This window comes from Streptomyces sp. NPDC093225 (genome assembly GCF_044753805.1).
Lineage (GTDB): Bacteria > Actinomycetota > Actinomycetes > Streptomycetales > Streptomycetaceae > Streptomyces.
Window position 1 is genome coordinate 1 of the sequence record NZ_JBIVNX010000019.1, and the last position, 18,191, is coordinate 18,191.

Below are 18,191 nucleotides of genomic sequence, written 5' to 3' on the forward strand. Positions count from 1 at the left end.
CAGGAGCAGACCCACCCCCTGACCAGCACAAACGACACCCCACCCACGATCACAACTACCGCCGCACCCCAGTGACAACCACCCGCGGCGCCGCAGTATCCGGTGAGTCGGAGCAGCTGCCGGGCATGGCCTGGTGGATTGCTCGATCGAGCGGCTTCAACTTTCAGCGTGGATGATGGAGTTGGCGCAATCCATAGTCCGGTGGCAGCCACCCACTCTTCCTTCTGGCGATGGTCTTGCGGGTGTGAGGAGGCGGGTATGGGCAACCGCGCATCAGGTCGGGTTCACGCATCGCCCCGGCCAGTCTGCAGTGTCCGGCGCGTGAGTTTCGGTGCGAGCTCGTACAGCGAGGCGTTGACGGCGAAGGACTTGCCGTGGCCGGCCTGGCCGTAGATGCAGATCATGGCCTGCGCTGCGATCGGGGCCCGGATGTTCTCCCGGGCCGCCAGCAGCGCGCGGGTGGAGACGACCTGCGCGCCCGGCAGACGCATGAAGTGGTCCTCACGCGCAGCCGGAAGCCGGGCACGGCGGGGGGACCTCGGCAACGAGACGAGGAGCATCTCCTCCACCGCACCGTTGAGGGCCTCCACCGTGCCCTTGCGGTAGGGCTTGTACGCTGGCAAATCATCCACCGCCACAGCGAAGCCGCCCAGAGCGCGCGACACCGCCTTCGACAGGAAGTCCTTGCCCCGGTTCCACCCGCACCCGTCCCGGCAGGCCCCCGAACGGCCCGTACGGCTCCTGGCGGCTGATCCCGGTGCGCAGCGCGGCCAGGACCGCGCCCCGGGCCGGCTGATGCGGGGTGACCGCCACCCCCACGATCACCTTCGACGCCACATCGATGAACCACGTCACCCACGGACACAGCACCAACCCGTCCAAGCTCACCCTGACCGGGATCCGCTTGTGATCCCCCTCCCAGCACGCGTTCCGGTGCGTCAACGGGCGCTTGCCGTACACGTCGTACCGGCGGCGTGCTGCCTCCCCGCCCTTCAGACCGGCCCGCTCCCCCGCCGACAAGTCCTGACGCACGGCACGCTGCAGAGTCCGAAGAGAAGGAACCGAGTCCGGGACACCAGCCTTCGTCCCCTCGGCGACCAGCTCGCGGTGCACCGCGGCCACATTCCCGCCCACACCGCCAAACGCGCACGCAGATCCGCACTCACACCCACCCGCGACGGAGCTCGAGCAGACAGCCGGCCCTCACGCCAAGCCACAGCCACCCAGCTCCACACCGTCCGAAGCGACACCCCAAGAGCCTCAGCGACCACACGCGCGTGCTCCGTGGCCAACTCACCCCGGGAATCAAGAGCCACCAACCGCGCCACGGCGTCTTCACGCCCGGCGCCCCGCCACCACGGCATGTCCTCGTCGGCGGAAATCTGATCGGACACCCGCACCCCCAGCCCGAACCCGCACCATGCGGCTGTCCACGACCAGGACCATCCATCCCGACACGCCGACCGGGCACACACGAACGGATGAAGCAGATGCTCCACTTCCCCACACGCCCGAGATCGCGGCTATGCAGACGCCGACCGCCGCTGCGGCTCGATGAGCAGTGCATCCATGGGCTTGCTTCGATGCGGACGCATGACTTCCAGCCAGGTCACTCCACCGCCCAGGAGACGGCCCATACGCCCGAAGCCGTTCCAGCCCAGATCGATGAAACAGCGCTCGGCCTTCTGCTCCCGGCCGAACAGCCGCTGACCGTGCAACGTCACCTCGCCCAGATCTACGCCACGCTGCTCCAACGCCACCAGGGCGCACGTCGCTGCGCGGCGCAGAGGGCTCGTCTCCACCCAACGCAGCCGTACATGCCGGGCGGCTTCAGGGTCTTCGAGCTGCCCGTCCACCAGCCTCAGCGGCGTAATGCTGATCTTTCCCTTCGTGTGCCGGCCGAACAGCTCGATCCTCGCCGGGCGTGGCACGAGGCGCTCCAGCCCTTCGAACTCCGCAAGCATGTGGTCCCTGGGCGCCGTCCCGGCTTCCGGATCCGCGGCCAGGGAGGCAAGGCGCTCGCGAGCCAGGGAGAACGGCTCGCCCTTACGCCAGAGCACGAACAGCTCGAAGCCCTCGTCCTGCAGACTGCTACGGCCACGGAACTGGAAGGAGATCCCCCGGGTACGGCCCCTCAGGGCCTGCCGCATCCCGATGTACGCGTCACGCCCATTGATCGAGGCCTCCAGCGACTCCCCGAGCCAGCGCTTGTCCGTACCGTGCTCAATGACCACGTCGACATCGTTCGGCTCCAGCGCACCGCGCGCGTACGACCCGAAGACGTACACCTCGTCCACAAGGCGCAGCGGCCAGTCGCCGCCCTCGAGCCGCGTGATCATGTCCGCCAGCAGACGCGTCGCGCGCTCGCGCTTCACCGGGTCGCTCCCTCGGCGTAGGCGGCACGGAACTCCTGGGCCACCACAAAAACAGAACCCGGAACCGCACGCGGCTTCCCGTCCTGCCATGTCCGCCCGATCACCTCCGCCGAGGCCCTCCCCCGCGCCAACTGATACCCCTCGACAGCTACGGCGAACTCCTCAGGAATCTCCCGCCGGTCCACCACACCCGCCACAGCGGCCTGCGGGAAGGAACCACCGAACGTCTGCAGCCGCGACCACCCCAACGACCGACCCGCCTTCCGCAACGCCGAACGGATCAGATCGACCCCACCCAACTCCTCCGCCTCGTCAACACCGAGATGCAGCTCGTACGACCCACCGAAGCCACCCCCACCCGGCGGACACGAACGCCGCAACAACGGCACCAACACAGCGACAAGACGCTCATGACGCGGATCACCCACAAACGACGGCATCCACCGAGCCTAGACAGACACGACCCGCCCCCACCCAGCGCTCCGCCACACCCACCCACACGGGCGACAAACACCCCACACACCAAACGACAACAGCCTTCACCAGCAAAACGACACCCCAGCACCGCCGCACCCCAACCCAGCAGTGAAAACCCATGACGCACACCCAGCACACAGCACACGACGCCCATCACCCGGGTCGTGGACGTGGACGGTGACCGGCAGGTGGTGAAGGCAGCGGTGAACACCGCCATGGCCAGCTCGGCCACAGATCCGGGTACGCACCCGCGCGGTGCAGACGCCAAGCGACCTCCCTCTCGGTGATCTGCGGGATCACCGGCGGGAAGAAGTCCTCACCGGCTGCAAGCGGTGCGCGGCAACGGCAAGGGCGGATCGGCTCGACCAAGGCCCGCAAGCGGTCAAGGCTGGCAGGGCCATCCAGCGGATCGCCAAGGCGCGCTGCGGCGGGGCCGGCGGGGGCGGCGGGGGCGGCGGGGGCGGCGGGGGCGAGCATCAGCATCGGGCAGGAAGGCTGTGGCGTCGGCAAGATGGTCGTGGCGGACGCCGGACAAGACCGGTCCAGGCCAGCGGGCAGCCGCATGGTGTGGACGACCAGCGCCACATGCAGGCCGTTACGACGGCGTAGGAACAACAGAGCCTCCAGACGACGCGAGGTCACGAAAAGCACGCGAAGGATGAGCAGGTGCGCAGAGCCCGTCGCGAGGATCCAAGCCACGACAAGAATCCAGGCCGGCTCGGTGTCATGCCCGCGATACCCAGCGAGGGGGACGTGCTTGCCCAGGGCTGTCAGGACGTCGTGGGCGAGTGCCAGCGTGGAGTCGGTACCCGGACCCCCACCCACCCCGAACCCACCTGACCTCACAACAACACCAGCACAATCAGCTGCCGATACACCAACCACCACCCCCTCCACGCCACGCGGCCTGGCGGGCGTCGGGGCGGCCCACCGTCCCGGGACGCGGACCGGGCGGTGGTGCTGACTGGTGGTTGCGGGGAGGGGTGCTACGTAACTGCCGTACGGCCGGCCCCGTGTCGGCCCGGGGCGGCCGAGTGGGTCAGTAGCGGACCCAGAGGGTGATGATGTTCGGGCGGTCAGGGCTGAAGGGCTCGCAGAAGAAGATCGGGCCCCAGATGTTGTAGCCGGCCCGGCCAGCGGCCACGCATTCGGTGTACGACGCATGGTTACTGCGGGCATAGAAACCGGGGCCGGGAACGGCCTCGGCGGCGCCCGCAGCACCGAGCGCGAGGGCCCCAGCAGTGACGGCGGTGGCCAGGACGGCTGCAGTGCGGCGGTACATGGCATGTCCTCCTGAAAAAGCCGGGAATGCCCGGCAGAGTGCCCGACGATGCGATGCGATGCGGTACGTACAGGCTGCGCAGCCGGACACGAACGTACCGTCACGAACCAGGCCACACAATAGGTCTAGGCCAATATGCCGCGATCCCGTCTACGATCTCTCGGATTCGCGTCAACACGCCACCTGCAAGAATGCCGCCCCGCGTCACGGAACCGAGAGATCGCACCTCGGCGGAGCCCGTCGTCGTGCAGCGTTGTGAACAGGCACACCCACGACAGCCGATCACCCTCACGATCGGCACCCGGCAGCAGCAGTCTGGTCACCTCATGACAGCCATGATCACTACGCCTGCCTAGCCTGACCTGCAAACACCAATCCCACCCCGGCTGACGCCCACCCGGTGCCACCGCCGCGCCCATTCACAGAAGTGGATCTCAGGCATCCCTGCACCGTGTGTGCAGATGACCGTCGAGAGGGAAGGACGGCGGCGCCGCAGGCAGGACGCTGTCGAACTCGTACCGGCTCTTCTGCGCGACCCGGCACGAAGCGGGGTTGTCCACCTGGTGCAGGAGTTCAAGACGCTTCAGCCCGCCGGCCCCCAGGGTGTCGAAGGCCCAGCGAGTGAGGGCCTCGAGGGCGCGGGGCGCCACACCTCGGCCGCGAGCGTGCGCCGTGGTCCAATAGCCCACCTCGGCCGAGGGTTTACCGGAGGCGACTTCCTTGAGGACCGCATTGCCGACCAACTGCCCATGGGGCGATTCGGGTTGCGCTTCAAGGACTGCGAAGCCGAACCGGTCGCCCACTGCCCACCCTTGCTGCTGGGCCCGCACCCACCGCACCGCGTCGGCGTCGTTCTCCACGGAAAAGCTTGTCCAGTGTCGCAATGCGGGATCTCGGTATGCCTCGACCAGCGCGGGAACGTCCTGCATGGACCAGGGGCGGAGAACGAGCGCGGGAGCGGATGGCACCGCATCCGCACGCAGTATGACGGAGTCGTTCACCGGCCGATCGTACGCGTCGGGGTTCGGCCCAGGCGCGGCCTGTCCGTGGCCCACTACCGCTGCGTCCGAACGCGCATGGCCTCGACGGACCAGTCGAGTACGGGTTTCAGGCTCTCCGGAGCGGGCCAGCCGTTGATCACTGCGAGTAGCTGGAAGTACCGTTCCCTGCGCGGGTCGTTCGCGCTCTCCAGTCGAAGCAGCAACCGACGGCGAAGCTCGGCGTCGTCAGGGCGGCCGCAGATGTGCGCGTAGTGAGCCACAACCGCCGCGATGATCGGATCAGCCCGGTGCGAGGCCGGGCCAATTCCCGCCACCAAGGCCGGGGCGACCAGGTCACGGACAACAGCGGCGAAGTCGCGGCACGGGCCCGTTGTGTCGTCTCGCGCCCGGTCGGCTGCCAGATCCTCGGCCATTCGGCGCACGCCGGCACGGAAATCCGGGTCCAGGGTCAGTTCGGCCCACTCCACCCACGCCCGGGACTGCTCCGGCTCGGGGCTTTCGGGCAGTTCGGGGGTCATCGAACGCATGACTCCCGCGAATGCGGAGTCGGCGCCGAGGCCGTCGAAGACGGCATCGAGGAAATCACCGATGAGATCTCGGCGTTCGTCCTCGGACAGCCGGGCGAGCTGGTGCATGAGATCGGTCTCCTCGGGAGTGAGCCCGCGCTCGGCCACCGCGGTCAGCACCGCGTGCCGCAGGCGCAGGATGCGAATCTGCACCGCCAGTGCTTCGGCGTGCGTCGCGGCGACCTCAGGGAGCGAGAGCTCCCGATCGACGACCTTGCGGATTGTGGGAAGGCCGAGCCCCAGCTCCCGCAGGGTCCGCACGAGGTCCAGGCGCGCGACGGCATCGACGTTGTACCGGCGGTAGCCGGCCGGGCTGCGGTCTGTCGGCGTCACGATTCCGCGATCGGAGTAGAACCGAATGGTCTTGACCGTGAGACCGGTCCGTCGGGCCAGCTCGCCGATCGGGTAAAGAGTGTCGCCGTCCATGCCCATACCCTGACGCCTCCCCCTACGGGAGACTCAAGCCCCCCCCACGGTCGGAGGCGCCTCTCGTAAACGGACACGCCCCACCCCAGCAGCAGACGCCACCCAACGACGCCAGGGCCCTGTTGCGACGTGGATCGTCTGTCAGATCTGCCTGGGATGCTCCGAGCATGGAGATGACAATGCAGCTGACGATCGACTGCTCCGATCCGCAGAGAATGGTGACCTTCTGGGCCGAGGCGCTCGGCTACGTGCCTGAGCCTCCGCCGGGCGGGCACACCACGTGGCGTGCTTACTGGGCGGCGGTGGGGGTGCCCGAGGCGGAGTTGCCGGCCGGTGCCGGGGATGTTCCGGAGTCGATCATCGATCCCGCGGGACGTGGACCGAGGGTGTGGTTCCAGCAGGTTCCGGAGCCCAAGGTCGCCAAGAACCGGTGGCACTTCGACCTGAAGGTCGGTGGGGGGCGTGACGTCCCACTGGACGTCCGCACACAACGGGTCACGGCTACGGTGGAACGGCTGGTCAAAGCTGGTGCCACCGTGCTGCGGATCAAGGACGAGCCGGGGACGGGGCTCTACGCCGCCGCCATGCAGGACCCCGAGGGCAACGAATTCGACGTTGTCTGAGGGCCGGTGCGACGGTGCTGGTCACAGCCATTCGTTCATGACTGCGACCAGCGCCGTCGCCTCGTAGCGGACGGAGAGCTCGTCGTACCTCGGTACCCCGCCTGACCTCAGGACCGCCCGCAGTGACCCTCATATCGGTGGGGGCGTGGCGGCCTGATGGACCAATGCGGTGCGACTAGGACAGGAGCTGGCCTGGTTCGCTCTTAGTGTCGTCACGTCACCAGGAACCGGCAGACAGGACGTCCCGATGAAGCACACGGCGCCCGAGGGCTACACCAGCGTCGCACCGTGGGTCGTCACCGACGACACCGGCGCGCTGCTCGACTTCATCACTGCGGCGTTCGAAGGCGAAGAGCTCGCTCGAGTACCCGTCGAGGACGGCTCCATCGGACACGGTGAGATCCGCGTCGGCGACACGGTCGTCCTCGCCTTCGACCGCCGACCCGACTGGCCCGCGATGCCCGCGCTCCTGCGCATCTACGTCCCCGACGCGGACACCGCCATGGATGCCGCCGTCGCGCACGGGGCAACCGTGGTCACCGAGGCCACCGACAACGCATGGGGCGACCGGGGCGGCCGGGTACGCGACCCGTTCGGCAACATCTGGTGGGTCATGAGCCGGACCGAGGACGTCGCACCCGACCAGGCCTGGGAACGACTGTCCCAGCCGAAGTACGCACGGTCGATGCGCATCGCCCAGGAAACCCTCGACGCCGAACTCAGCGGACGCGAATCCGGAGTGTCCAGCGCCCCACGACATCCTGCCGCCCCCTGACCTCCCCACCCCGCCACGGTGGTGAGGTCCGCCGGGGTTCGGGGTTAGTTGTCGACGGCGTCGGTGACGTGCTGCCAGTTGTCCAGGTCTGCGATGCGTGCCTTCAGAGCGGGGCGCATGGCCGTCGTGCTGGAGGTGCCGAGGGCCAGGCGTAGCGGAGGGGTGGGGCTGTCGACCGCGGTTCGGATGCCTGCGGCGATCCGCGCCGCGGGGGAGAAGGCGGATGCCGGCAGCTCTCCGATGCCCTTCTGGACCTCGCGGACGGTCTGGTCGTAGTCGGCCAGGCCGGCTGTGACGTCGAGGTTGGCGAGGAAGGGGGTCGCGGTCAGGCCGGGCTGGATGATCGTGACCTTGATGCCGAGTGGGGCGACCTCGGCCGCGAGGGCGTCCGACAGTCCCTCGAGCGCGTGCTTGGTGGCGGCCAGCAGGCCCACGCCGGGGTGGGCGGACTGCCCGTAGACCGAGGAGCCCTGGAGGATGTGCCCGGACCGCTGGGCGCGGAGCACCGGCAGCGTGGCGCGGAGCACGTTGAGCGCTCCGAACACGTTGGTGTCGAACACGGCACGGACCTGCGTGTCGGAGGCCTCCTCGACGGCGCCGAACAGTCCGTATCCCGCGTTGTTGGCCACGACGTCGATGCGGCCGAACCGGGCGAGCGTGCCTTCCACCGCGGTCCGGACGGCTTGCTCGTCGCGTACGTCCGTCTGGATGAGGAGGAGGCGCTCGCCGTGTGCTTGCGCCAGTTCGTCCAGGGAGGAGGTGTCGCGGGCGAGGGCCGAGACGGTGTCGCCGTTCTCCAGTGCCTGGAGCGTCAGTTCGCGGCCGATGCCGGACGTTGCGCCGGTGATCAGCCATGTGCGGGGATGGGTCTGGTGGTTGGATGCTCCGTTCATGTTGCGACCGTAAGACGTTAGGTCGCAACTCGTCAACGCTGTGGCGGTTAGGGGTTGCTTGCTAGTTGGATTAGTGCTGTTTTGTTGATGTACTGTGGGGGGATGGTCAGTGCCCCTGGAACCAGCTCGCGCACCGTCACGCCGACGGTGGAGACCGTTCTCGCGTTCGTGAACACGCGCGCGGACGGATCGGGTCGCCGGGAGTTGTTCGGGGACGGGGACTCGTTCGCGGCGTGGCTGGCGGAGCGCGACGAGTTCGGTGGCGAGACCGTGGTGACCGATGCTGACGCCGCGGTCGCGCGCGAGCTGCGTGATGCCCTGGTGACCTTGCTGCTCGCGCACTCGGGCGACGAGGAGAGTCTGGGTGAGCCGCTGCTGCGTGCCGAGCGGCACCTGCGGCGTGTGGGGTCGCTCTACCCGCTGGCGCCCGTGGTCACGGCCGGCGGTGTGGAGCTGGCCTCGCCGCAGGTGGGGGTGCCGGGCGTGTTCGGGACCGTACTGGCCGCGGTGACGACGTTTGCGCAGAGCAGCGACTGGGGGCGCATCAAGGCGTGCCGGAACCCCCCGTGCCATTTCGGCTTCTTCGACCGCACCCGCAATGGGGGAGGGTTGTACTGCAGTACCGGCTGCGGGTCTCAGGTGTCCATGCGCAAGCACCGGCAGCGGCAGCGCCATGGTCGTGCTGGTGGTGCGTCGGCTGAGGGGTGACCGTCCCTGTCACGGGTGGATCCACGTGGTGGTCGGCGGGTGCGGCTCCGCTGCCTGCCGGGTGGACCGGTGCGGGGTCCACCGCGTGGGTCGATCTCCACGGCGTCGGTACTGCCCCGTCGGACCCCCGGTCTCCCGGGCTCAGTCACAGCTGGTGTGGCTGAGTCCGAGAGTGGGCGGCGGACGGCCCTTCGGTCGCGACGTGCCGCGGGGCTTGTCAGCCCCGCAGGGTGGCGATGGCCTTTTCGATGCGCCGCTGGCGCGTCTCGGGCTTCTTCGCGCTCTCGATGGCGCGCACGTGCTCGCGCTTGCGGCTGAGGGTGAGATTGTCGTAGGCGGCGCGGGCGGCCGGCTCGTCGTCCAGGGCCTGGGCGAAGTCCGCCGGCTCGACGACGACGCGCGGCTCGGTGTCGAGCTCGACCTCGACCTCGATCTCCTCGCCGATCTCGACCTCCGCGGCCTCCCGGTTGGCGTGGCTGAGGCCGATCAGGTGGCGGCCGCGGAGGTGGGCGATGCGGCTCCTCCAGGTGTGCCCGTTGATGGTGATCGTCACCGGCGGCCGGGAGCCCTCGCCGAGCGCTGTCACCACCTCGAGCGGGACTTCCAGACCCCGCATGGGCTCGGGCGGCTCGACGTAGGTGCGGAACTTCAAGGTCTTCTCCTGTTCGTCCTGCCGGTTCACCGCGGATCCCGCCCGCCCGGCTCCGATCGCCGCTCCCGATTCCCGCACCCGGGTCGCAGCGGTCCGGGACGGTAGCGGCACGCGCCCCGCCGTCCCGGACGGCTGTGAGGGGGAGTTCGCGGCTACTCGGCGTAGGGCTGGTCGGTTCCCTGGGCACTGTAGCCGAGGCTCCAGATGTAGCCGTCCGGGTCGGCGAAGGTGCCGCCGTACCCGCCCCACGGGAGGGCGGCGGCGGGCTTGAGGATCGTGGCGCCGGCCTCCTTCGCCTCCGCCATGACCTCGTCGACGCGGGCCTCGCTGCGGACGACGTAGGTCAGCACCAGTCCGCTGAAGCCGCTGCCTTCCTGGTCCGTGCCCACCTGGTCGGCCAGGCCTTCGCGGCTGTAGAAGCCGACGGGCGAGGCGCCGTCCGATTCGAAGAACACCGAGATGCCGAAGTCGTTCCGGATCTTCCAGCCGAGCCCCTCGGTGTAGAACCGCTTGGCCCGGTCCATGTCCCGGACGCCCAGAAGGATCGAGCTGACGTGCGCCTTCATGTCTTACTCCTTGCACTGAAGATGTGTACGTACGTGCCGGACATCCGGGCCCCGGCCCGGATGTCGCCTCGGCGCGTGTTCGCCGGTCAATCGGTATGAAGGGGCCCGGAGTCAGGACGGTGTCGGGGCGAGCGACGCGTCCGGGTCGTCATACGGAGAGGAAGCCGTGCGAACCGTGAGGTCCATGTTCAGCAGGCTAGGGGCGGCTCCGTGGACCGCGCTTCTCGAATCCTGACCGATCCGGATCCGGTCCGGGTGGTCGTGGGGGGTGCAAGGTCAGGGTTGTGGTTCCGGTCCCGTCAGGGCTGCGGTTCCGGTCCCGTCAGGGCTGCGGTTCCGGTCCCGTCAGGGCCGTGTTCTGGTCGGGCCTGGTCGGTGACGTGCCGAGGGCTTCCAGTACGGCTGCTGCGACGCGTTGTTGGCCGGCCGGGGTGAGATGGAGGCCGTCCTCCTCCAGGTGGTCGTGTGCGGCGGCACGGGTGTCGACCGTGGCCTCGGGTTCCGCCAGGAGGAGGTCCGCGACGGCGTCGAGGTCCGCCGCGGCCCAGGCGAGGCCGGCCCGGCGGAAGTGCACGTACTGCGCCACGCGCTCGGGGTGGACGCCGGTCGGGGTGAGCCAGATCCAGCGGGCCCCGGTCCGGCGGACCGTCAGGTCGCGCAGGGCCCGCAGGGCGCGGCGGGTCTCGGCGGCGGCGACCAGGGGGATCCCGTCCAGTCGCTGGACGTCGTTGGCCCCCAGCATGCACAGCACCCAGTCGGGGCGGTGGGACGCGAGCCGGGGGACGTTCGCGAGGGCTTGGGTGGTGGTGCTGCCGGATACGGCCAGGTTGGTGCAGCGGACGCCGTCCGGGAGCAGGTGTCGCAAGATCTCGAACCAGGAGAGGCGGTCGGCGGTGGTGCTCTCTCCGACGGCCACGACGTGTTCGCCCGGCCGGAACGGCAGCCCTGCGAGGTGTGCGGCCGCCCCCGGCGCGGCGGCGAGTGCGGCGGCGGCCGTGCGGTTGTGCTCGTCCAGGCGGTTCAGGCGCGTCCGGTAGTCGGCCGGGTCGAGTCCCAACAGGGCCGCGAGCCCGGCCTGGTCGGGGGCGGGGCCGAGGTGGCTCAGGGTCTTTTCCGGCTGGTGGAAGCGGAGCATGCGCTCCGTCGGGTCGGGGGTGGGGGTGGTGGCGGTCGTCATGGGTCAGGCCTCCGTACGGACACGGCGGCGCGGCAGCAGGAAACCGGCCGCGACCAGCCACAGCAGGCCCGCGAAGCGGGCGACGGGCAGGAGGAGGGCGGCGGCGTCGGTCAGCAGGACCAGGGTGGACAGTTCGGCGACGGTCGCGACGGCCAGGCCCGTCAGGGCGAGGGGGCGGGGCAGCAGGCCGGCGAGCAGGCCCGGTACGGCGATGCCGGCGACGAGCAGCCCGAGGAGGACGACGTGGGCGGGCCCGCCGAGCCCGAAGGCCAGGTACTGCAGGGGCCGTACCGCGTCGGGGTGCTCTGCGACGGCGGGCTGGGACAGCACCCAGGTGACCAGTCCTGAGCAGGCGAGGAAGGCCGAGGCGAGGACGCCCCCGGCGAGGGCGATGGTGGCTCCGGGGGCACGGATCCCGAGTTTGTGCAGTCGTGCCGAGACGGTGGCGGCGTAGATCGCGAGCGGCACCGAGGCCGCGAACTGGAGGGTCCCGGAGACCCGGACCGCGCCGCTGTGGTCGCGGAAGTAGGAGGTCACCGTGTCGGTGGAGCCGAAGGGCGAGGGGAAGGTGTCCCCGCCCGCGAGGAGGGTGGTGAGGACGAGCCCGGCGAGGAAGAGGGCGGTGAAGACCACGGCGAGGATGCCGGGTGGCGGTCCGGCCTGGGGGTCTCGACGGGTGCGGGTGGCTTCTGGAGTGGTGGCTTCTGTGGCTTCTGCGTGGGCGGGCACGGCGGGATCCGTTCTCTATAATTAATCGTTCAGCGGAGAGAATCATTGCCTGTGGCTTACGATAGGTCGGTGAACAGTTCCCGGCAACCGCATACGACGGACACCGCCGCGGCCGCCGGGCCGCGCGGAGCCGCGTTCCTCCTCGCCCAGATCGGCGCGCACGCCGCCGAACGCTTCGCCGAACGCGTCGGGCACCTGGGGCTGACCCCGGCGGACGTCGGGCTGCTGCGCATGATCGCCGGACGGCCGGGGCGCAGTCAGCGGGCCCTCGCCGAGGACCTGGGGGTCGTACCGAGTCGGGTCGTCACGCTCATCGACGGTCTGGAGGGCCTCGTCGAACGGCGGCGCAGCGCCGAGGACCGCCGCAACTACGAGCTCCACCTCACGGCGGAGGGCGGGCGCACCCTGGGCGCCGTCTCCCGCGCGGCCGCGGCCCACGAGGACGCCCTCCTCGCCGCCCTCGACCCGGACCAGCGCGCCCTCCTCCTCGGCCTCCTCGAGCGCGTCGCCGCCGAACAGGAGCTGACGCCCGGAGTCCACCCCGGCTACCGCGCCCGCGGCTGAAGTCCGCTCGGGTCGGCTGCTTCGTAGCCGCCCGGGGCACGGTGCGCGGTCATCCGCGCCGGGTGGTCGTGCGGTTGCCCGTGGTGCGGTTCGTGGATGATCATGCAGGCCGGTCGGCCGTACGTCCGCCGGGTGCAGGTACGGGGGAGATACCGCTCATGCGCATCATCCGGTCCGCCAAGGTCGCCTGATCCCGGGGTCACGCGGGTCCGCCCCGGCGGGGGCCGGGGCGGATCGGCGGGCGGGGCGCGGGGCGGTCCGGTGGGTCAGCGGGTCGCGGCCTCGTCGACCCGTCGGTGGGCGCGGCGGGCGGCCCGGTCGGCGTCCCGCCTCAGGACGGGGCGGGTCTGGGGGCGGGCCGGGAGGTCGCTGGAGCCGTCGGGCCGGTGGGCCGCGGCGGCCAGCAGGGTGCGGATCCTGCCGGCGAAGTCGGGTCCGGGCAGGGGCAGCTCGCTCTCGGGTTCACGGAGGTAGCCGACGGCCACCGCGGTCGGCATGTAGGTCATCAGCTCGGTGACCAGGGCGGACCGGGGTCGGCTGACGTGTCTGGCCAGGTGGCGCATGACGCGCAGGAGCGTGGTGCTGGAGGCGCCGTCGCCGTGGTGGAGGACCATCGAGGCGCCCTCGCAGCGGATGGTGGTGTGCACGGGGGGTGCGTCGGGGCCGGCCTCGTCGGGGTACGTCTCGTCGGTCTGGGTGTGCCACCAGCGGGCGGTGTGGGTCTCGCCGAGGGCGAGGTGGTGGAGGTAGAGGCAGTAGGCGGCGGCCGGGTGGCCGGCTCCGGCGGCGTACTGCCACCAGAACCGGGCGCCGTCGTCGGTGTCGGTCAGTTGGAGCACGCAGGCCAGGATCAGGGCGCTGCGGGGTTCCGGGACCTGCTCGGTGACGAAGGCGGCGACCGTGGTGGCCGGGGTGTGGTGGACCAGGGCCTCGCACAGTGCGCGCAGTTCCTCGGCCGCGGTCGTGTTCGGGAGCTCGACCGCGACCGGGCGGGTGCGGGGGCCGGGGTCGCGGGGCGGGACGGTGTCGCGGGGCACGGATCGGTCGGGGGCGAGCCGGGCCCTGGACAGCAGGTGTGCGAGCGTGGTCATGGGGTGGGTCCTCCGGTTCGGGGCGGCAGCTCGATGGTGTCGTCCAGGAAGCGGTTGGCGTGGCGTTCGTCGGACCGGACGGCGGCCAGGGGGATGCCGAGGAGGTCGGAGACGTGCTCGGGCGGGAAGCCGCACAGGCGTCGGAGCACCATGACGTCGAGCTGGGCGTCGGGCAGCCTGCTGATCGCGGTGAACAGTTCCAGGCTCTCGGCCAGCTGGGCGGGTTGCTCCTCCGGGCGGGCGTCGCGCAGGGCGACGGTGTCGAAGGCCGCTTCGGCCAGCACGGGGCGTTCGTCGCGGTAGTCGGCCTTGGCCTTGACGGTGGCGCGCAGGATGTTCCAGGCGTAGCGGCGGATGTCGGCGCTGGCGAGGGCTTCGTCGAAGCAGAGCCAGAGGATGGCGAAGGTGTCGTCCACGGCGATCCTGCGGGTGTCGTCGGGGAGGAAGACTCCTGCGTAGGCGAGGTAGCCGTCCCCGACCATCTGGCACAGGGCCCCGTGTTCGAGGGGCTGGCCGGAGCGGGCGGTGGCCACGGCGGTCGTGCCCTCGGTGGAGCGGTCGACCCAGTCCCGGCTCTTGCCGGCGTCCATGGCCGCCTGCTTCCACAGTCGGTAGAGGGGCCAGCCGGGGATGTCCAGTTCGCCCGCGAGGCGGTGGATGACCTCCCAGCGCGGGTAGTGGCCGACGCCGCGCAACAGTTCCGACAGCTTCGACTTGGCCAGCAGGACGTCGAGGCTGAGGTCGCTGAGGGTGCGGCCGCTGGCGAGGTAGCACCTGCGGGTCGGCTCCAGCCAGGCGCGGTGCGAGCTGCTGACCGTGTCCGCGATGGGGCCGAGCTTGCGGCCGGGGCGGACCGGGACCGGCTCGGAGGCCGGTCCCGGCGCGTTGAACGACGTCGTCACGGAGCGCCGTCCTCCTTGTCGGGCACCGCCGCGACGCGGTGCCCGGAGGCCGGGGCGGTGCGCGAGCGGGCGCCGCGCACCACCTGGGTGACGGTCAGTCCGAGGACCGGGGCCAGCCCGGCGATCAGGCCCGCGTGGCCCATCGCGGCCATCGCCGTGCTCCAGCCGAACACCACCAGCAACACCACTGCGACGGCCACGACCGCGGATATCTGTTTTCTGCTCACACGTGCTCCTCGATGTCGTGCCCACGGATGCGGAAGACCCCGCCGGGGATGGGCGGGGCCTCCAACGAGCGGGTGCCGAGCCGCTGTTGGAGGAGCATCAGCATGGACCGGCATGTCCGGATCACGCGATGTGATCAAGGAATCACGGAACATTAGGAGTCGGAGACGGTCGGCGCGCGGCCGGAGATGACCGTTCCGTTGCACGTAGAGCACACCGGGAGCGGCCATCGGATGAAGTTCCCGGTTTTCCTTGCAATCCCACCCCGGCACCCCGTCATATGGAGGCAGGACACCTCGGTGTCGGCCCTTCCTCACGGAAGAGGCGTGCTCCCCGTGCCGAAGAAGGGGAGCGTGCCACGCGCCCTCGCCCGGCCTGAGTTGGAGGCCGGGCGGGGATCGCGCGTCCCCCAGCAGGGGGAGATGACGGTAGCGCAGGCCACTGACAGGATGCGTCCATGGACATCCGAGCCGCGCGGTTGCACGAACTGCCCCTGCTCCAGGACATCGAGAGGGCCGCCGGGTGGTGTTTCCGGGACATCGGCATGCCGGAGGTCGCCGATGACGAGCCGCTCCCGCTCGATGAGCTCGCCGGCTACTGCCACGCCGGGCTGGCCTGGGTCGCGGCCGGCGGGGGCGACGTGCCGGCGGCCTATCTGATCGCCGACCGCGTGGACGGCAACCTCCACGTCGAGCAGGTCTCGGTGCACCCGGACAGCTCGCGTCGCGGCATCGGCCGGCTGCTGCTGGACCATGTGGCGGACCACGCCGTGCGTACGGGGGTGCCCGCCCTGACCCTGACCACCTTCACCGAGGTCCCTTGGAACGCCCCCTACTACGCACGCTGCGGGTTCCGGCTCGTGGACGACGGCAGCCTGACGCCCGGTCTTCGGGAGATCCGCGAGCGCGAAGCGGCACACGGCCTGGACCGGTGGCCGAGGGCCTGCATGCGCCGGGAGCTGTGACGTCGGGCGCCGTGACGTCCGGCGCCGTGAGATCCGGGCGGGCCCGGCGGCTACGGTCGGGCGGCGGGGGCAGGAGCAGGCGCGGGGCCAGCGCCCGGACGAGGGCCAGGGTGCTGAGGGCGAACATCACCACGCCCAGGGGGACGTGGAACGAGGACATGTGGGCGATGCCCAGCACGACCTGTACGGAGGCGAGGAGCAGGAAGCCGGTGGCGTACAGCACCGTGCGGGGTGAGCCGCCTCCGGGGCGCCAGGCCAGGACCGCGGCCAGGAGGTGGAGCATCGACGCGCCGTACATCACGCGCGAGCCGACGTGGTGCACCTCCCCGGCGAGCGGCGAGGTCAGCAGCATGCCCGCGGTGACGGCCTGGAAGAGCAGGGTCAGGGTCTGCAGGGCGACCGCGGTCCTGAGGAAGGCCTGGCCTCGTGGTGTGGCCGTGGCTCGTCCGGTCATGGTGGGGCTCCTCCGGTGTTCGGTGGTCTGACTCAAGACCCCGCGCGGGCGGCGGGTGTGACAGCGCGTGCGGCGGGTCACCGCTTCCGTTCGGGCCCGCGGCGACGGCGCGGCGCTCGACGCCCGGCCGGCGAGGACCACCGGCGGAGTGCGCGCGCCGGCGGACGGCACGCCCCCTCTTCTTCCGGGACCAGGTCGCGAACGCCTGCCCCGCGGCGTCGGGGCGGCATCCCTCAGCGGGTGTGCGGGAGCGACGTCCAGGCGGCGGCGAGGCGGGTGACGAGTTCCGCCGCGGTGTCGGGGGCGAAGGAGTACGGCAGGCGGAGGAAGTCGTCGTGGGCGCCGGTGGGGTCCATGCTGGCGCCCGGGACGACCTCGGCGCCGTGGCGCAGGGCCAGTTGGGCGTACGTACGGGCGTCGGTGGCCGGCGGGAGGCGGATCCACAGGGCGGAGCCGCCCTGCGGGGGGTGCCAGTGCCAGGCCGGGAGGTGTTCTTCCAGGAGCCGGGTCATGGTGGCGAGGCGCTCGCGGCGCAGGCGTTCGCGTTCGGCGGCGAGGCCGGGGAGGCCCGGAAGCAGGCGTGCGGCCAGGGCCTGGTCCAGGAGGGGGCTGCCGAGGTCCTCGAGCGCCTTGAGGCGTGCCAGGGGCTCGACGGCGTGCCGGGGTGCGCGGATCCAGCCGATGCGCAGGCCGCCCCAGATGGCCTTCGACAGCGAGCCGACCGTGAGGACCGTGGCGCCGGCGGGGTGGGCGGCGATGGGGGGTGGGGTCCGTCCGGGGGCGAGGGCCGCCGCGTGCGCGCTGTCCTCGACGACGGTGACGCCGTGTTCGGCGGCGAGCTGGGCCACCCGGCGGCGGCGTCCGGCGGACATCAGGGTGCCGGTGGGGTTGTGGAAGGTCGGCATCGTGTACAGCAGTGCGGGCCGGTGGGAGCGGAGTCGGGCGGCCAGGCGGTCGATCCGGATGCCGTCGGAGTCGAGTTCGACGCCCACGAGTCGGGCGCCGGCCGCCCGGAGGACGTCCAGGCAGCCGGGCCAGCCGGGAGACTCCACGACGGCGGTCGAGCCGCGCCCGAGGTGCAGGCGGGCGATCAGGGCGACGGCCTGGGTGGCCCCGGTGGTCACCACCACCTGGTCGGGCGAGGTCGGCAGGCCGTGCGCGCGGTGGTGGTCGGCGATCGCCGCGCGCAGCGCGGGCAGCCCGGCCGGGTGGTAGCCGGCGTCGCGCAGCAGGTCGGGCAGGTCCTCGCGGGCCAGGTCGGTGAGTGCTCCGGCCAGGTCGGGGCCACCGGCCTCGGCCGCCCGGCCCAGCGAGATGAGGTCCGGCGGCTGCGTCACCAGCCGTTGGATCACGGCGGTCCCCCGGCCGTCGCGCACCCGGCCGTCCGCCGGGGTGCGGTGGGCGGCGGCGGCCGCGGTCACCCGGGTGCCGCTGCCCCTGCGGGTGTCGACCAGGCCCGCGGCGCGCAGGGCGTCGTAGGCGGCGACCACCGTCGCCCGGCTCACCGAGAGCGCGTCGGCCAGCTTCCGCTCGGGCGGCAGGCGGTCGCCGGTCCGCAGGTCCCCGGACCGTACCGCGCGGACCAGCGCGCCGGTCAGGCGCTGGTAGAGGGGACCGGCGGCCGCATTCCACTCCCCCAGGAGGTCGATCAGCACGGCGGGGTCGGAGGCCCCCCGGTTCCAGTCCACTTCGCCCTCCATTGGCACGGGATCGCGCGTCGGCGCCATCCGAGGCTAAGGGC

At 71.1% G+C, this 18,191-nt stretch carries 20 protein-coding genes and 1 pseudogene; 5 read left to right on the forward strand and 16 right to left on the reverse strand.

Translation table 11 applies throughout. From position 1 onward, the window contains the following. Window positions 1–284: 284 nt before the first annotated feature. The 6 genes from ACIQCH_RS18855 to ACIQCH_RS18880 form a co-directional block, all read right to left on the reverse strand. Window positions 285–632 carry a hypothetical protein gene (locus tag ACIQCH_RS18855; RefSeq protein WP_402582170.1) on the reverse strand — a complete coding sequence of 116 codons (348 nt, stop codon included), beginning with the start codon at window positions 630–632 and terminating at the stop codon, window positions 285–287. 891 nt (window positions 633–1,523) lie between these two features. Continuing rightward, window positions 1,524–2,375: a nucleotidyltransferase domain-containing protein gene (locus tag ACIQCH_RS18860; RefSeq protein WP_402582172.1), complete on the reverse strand. Its 852-nt coding sequence runs from the start codon at window positions 2,373–2,375 to the stop codon at window positions 1,524–1,526. Next, on the reverse strand, window positions 2,372–2,815 hold the full coding sequence (locus ACIQCH_RS18865) for a hypothetical protein (protein WP_402582174.1): 444 nt from the start codon (window positions 2,813–2,815) through the stop codon (window positions 2,372–2,374). Before ACIQCH_RS18865 ends, ACIQCH_RS18860 begins: the two co-directional genes overlap by 4 nt. 1,076 nt (window positions 2,816–3,891) lie before the next feature. Then, window positions 3,892–4,134 carry a hypothetical protein gene (locus ACIQCH_RS18870; protein WP_402582176.1) on the reverse strand — a complete coding sequence of 81 codons (243 nt, stop codon included), beginning with the start codon at window positions 4,132–4,134 and terminating at the stop codon, window positions 3,892–3,894. A gap of 434 nt (window positions 4,135–4,568) precedes the next feature. After that, window positions 4,569–5,135: a GNAT family N-acetyltransferase gene (locus tag ACIQCH_RS18875; protein ID WP_402582177.1), complete on the reverse strand. Its 567-nt coding sequence runs from the start codon at window positions 5,133–5,135 to the stop codon at window positions 4,569–4,571. Between the two features lie 53 nt (window positions 5,136–5,188). After that, on the reverse strand, window positions 5,189–6,127 hold the full coding sequence (locus tag ACIQCH_RS18880) for a MerR family transcriptional regulator (protein WP_402582179.1): 939 nt from the start codon (window positions 6,125–6,127) through the stop codon (window positions 5,189–5,191). 167 nt (window positions 6,128–6,294) lie between these two features. Here ACIQCH_RS18880 and ACIQCH_RS18885 point away from each other — a divergent pair, with 167 nt between their 5' ends. Next, entirely contained in the window at window positions 6,295–6,750 is a 456-nt protein-coding gene (locus ACIQCH_RS18885) for a VOC family protein (RefSeq protein WP_402582181.1), read from the forward strand. Window positions 6,751–6,997: 247 nt separating this feature from the next. After that, window positions 6,998–7,525 carry a VOC family protein gene (locus tag ACIQCH_RS18890; RefSeq protein WP_402582182.1) on the forward strand — a complete coding sequence of 176 codons (528 nt, stop codon included), beginning with the start codon at window positions 6,998–7,000 and terminating at the stop codon, window positions 7,523–7,525. A gap of 44 nt (window positions 7,526–7,569) precedes the next feature. Here the strand turns inward: ACIQCH_RS18890 and ACIQCH_RS18895 are convergent, their stop codons facing one another. Continuing rightward, a complete protein-coding gene (locus tag ACIQCH_RS18895) occupies window positions 7,570–8,418 on the reverse strand; it encodes an SDR family NAD(P)-dependent oxidoreductase (protein WP_402582184.1) in 849 nt (282 codons plus the stop codon). A 102-nt stretch (window positions 8,419–8,520) separates the two neighbouring features. Between ACIQCH_RS18895 and ACIQCH_RS18900 the strand changes: the two genes are divergently transcribed. Next, entirely contained in the window at window positions 8,521–9,126 is a 606-nt protein-coding gene (locus tag ACIQCH_RS18900) for a CGNR zinc finger domain-containing protein (protein ID WP_402582185.1), read from the forward strand. A 217-nt stretch (window positions 9,127–9,343) separates the two neighbouring features. Here the strand turns inward: ACIQCH_RS18900 and ACIQCH_RS18905 are convergent, their stop codons facing one another. From ACIQCH_RS18905 to ACIQCH_RS18920, 4 genes are all read right to left on the reverse strand, one after another. After that, complete coding sequence (locus ACIQCH_RS18905) at window positions 9,344–9,808, reverse strand: YdeI/OmpD-associated family protein (RefSeq protein ID WP_402582187.1); 465 nt, start codon at window positions 9,806–9,808, stop codon at window positions 9,344–9,346. A 122-nt stretch (window positions 9,809–9,930) separates the two neighbouring features. Next, window positions 9,931–10,344, reverse strand: coding sequence for a VOC family protein (locus tag ACIQCH_RS18910; RefSeq protein WP_402582188.1), 414 nt, complete (start codon window positions 10,342–10,344; stop codon window positions 9,931–9,933). Between the two features lie 322 nt (window positions 10,345–10,666). Next, complete coding sequence (locus ACIQCH_RS18915) at window positions 10,667–11,521, reverse strand: SGNH/GDSL hydrolase family protein (protein ID WP_402582190.1); 855 nt, start codon at window positions 11,519–11,521, stop codon at window positions 10,667–10,669. Window positions 11,522–11,524: 3 nt separating this feature from the next. Further along, on the reverse strand, window positions 11,525–12,250 hold the full coding sequence (locus ACIQCH_RS18920) for a hypothetical protein (protein WP_402582192.1): 726 nt from the start codon (window positions 12,248–12,250) through the stop codon (window positions 11,525–11,527). A 69-nt stretch (window positions 12,251–12,319) separates the two neighbouring features. Here ACIQCH_RS18920 and ACIQCH_RS18925 point away from each other — a divergent pair, with 69 nt between their 5' ends. Next, on the forward strand, window positions 12,320–12,814 hold the full coding sequence (locus ACIQCH_RS18925; RefSeq protein WP_402582194.1) for a MarR family winged helix-turn-helix transcriptional regulator: 495 nt from the start codon (window positions 12,320–12,322) through the stop codon (window positions 12,812–12,814). A gap of 266 nt (window positions 12,815–13,080) precedes the next feature. Here the strand turns inward: ACIQCH_RS18925 and ACIQCH_RS18930 are convergent, their stop codons facing one another. From ACIQCH_RS18930 to ACIQCH_RS18940, 3 genes are read right to left on the reverse strand one after another with little or no spacing between them, the layout of a single operon-like run. Next, window positions 13,081–13,905: a hypothetical protein gene (locus tag ACIQCH_RS18930; RefSeq protein ID WP_402582196.1), complete on the reverse strand. Its 825-nt coding sequence runs from the start codon at window positions 13,903–13,905 to the stop codon at window positions 13,081–13,083. Next, window positions 13,902–14,807, reverse strand: coding sequence for a sigma-70 family RNA polymerase sigma factor (locus tag ACIQCH_RS18935; protein ID WP_402582198.1), 906 nt, complete (start codon window positions 14,805–14,807; stop codon window positions 13,902–13,904). Before ACIQCH_RS18935 ends, ACIQCH_RS18930 begins: the two co-directional genes overlap by 4 nt. Continuing rightward, the gene (locus ACIQCH_RS18940) at window positions 14,804–15,034 is read right to left on the reverse strand and encodes a hypothetical protein (RefSeq protein WP_402582200.1); all 231 of its coding nucleotides are present in this window, start codon (window positions 15,032–15,034) and stop codon (window positions 14,804–14,806) included. Before ACIQCH_RS18940 ends, ACIQCH_RS18935 begins: the two co-directional genes overlap by 4 nt. A 455-nt stretch (window positions 15,035–15,489) precedes the next feature. Here ACIQCH_RS18940 and ACIQCH_RS18945 point away from each other — a divergent pair, with 455 nt between their 5' ends. Beyond that, window positions 15,490–15,996 carry a GNAT family N-acetyltransferase gene (locus ACIQCH_RS18945; RefSeq protein ID WP_402582202.1) on the forward strand — a complete coding sequence of 169 codons (507 nt, stop codon included), beginning with the start codon at window positions 15,490–15,492 and terminating at the stop codon, window positions 15,994–15,996. 94 nt (window positions 15,997–16,090) lie between these two features. Here ACIQCH_RS18945 and ACIQCH_RS18950 read toward each other — a convergent pair. Further along, window positions 16,091–16,450, reverse strand: a pseudogene (locus tag ACIQCH_RS18950) (hypothetical protein); the annotation flags it as partial. Between the two features lie 233 nt (window positions 16,451–16,683). Beyond that, a complete protein-coding gene (locus ACIQCH_RS18955) occupies window positions 16,684–18,138 on the reverse strand; it encodes a PLP-dependent aminotransferase family protein (protein ID WP_402582204.1) in 1,455 nt (484 codons plus the stop codon). Between the last annotated feature and the right edge of the window lie 53 nt (window positions 18,139–18,191).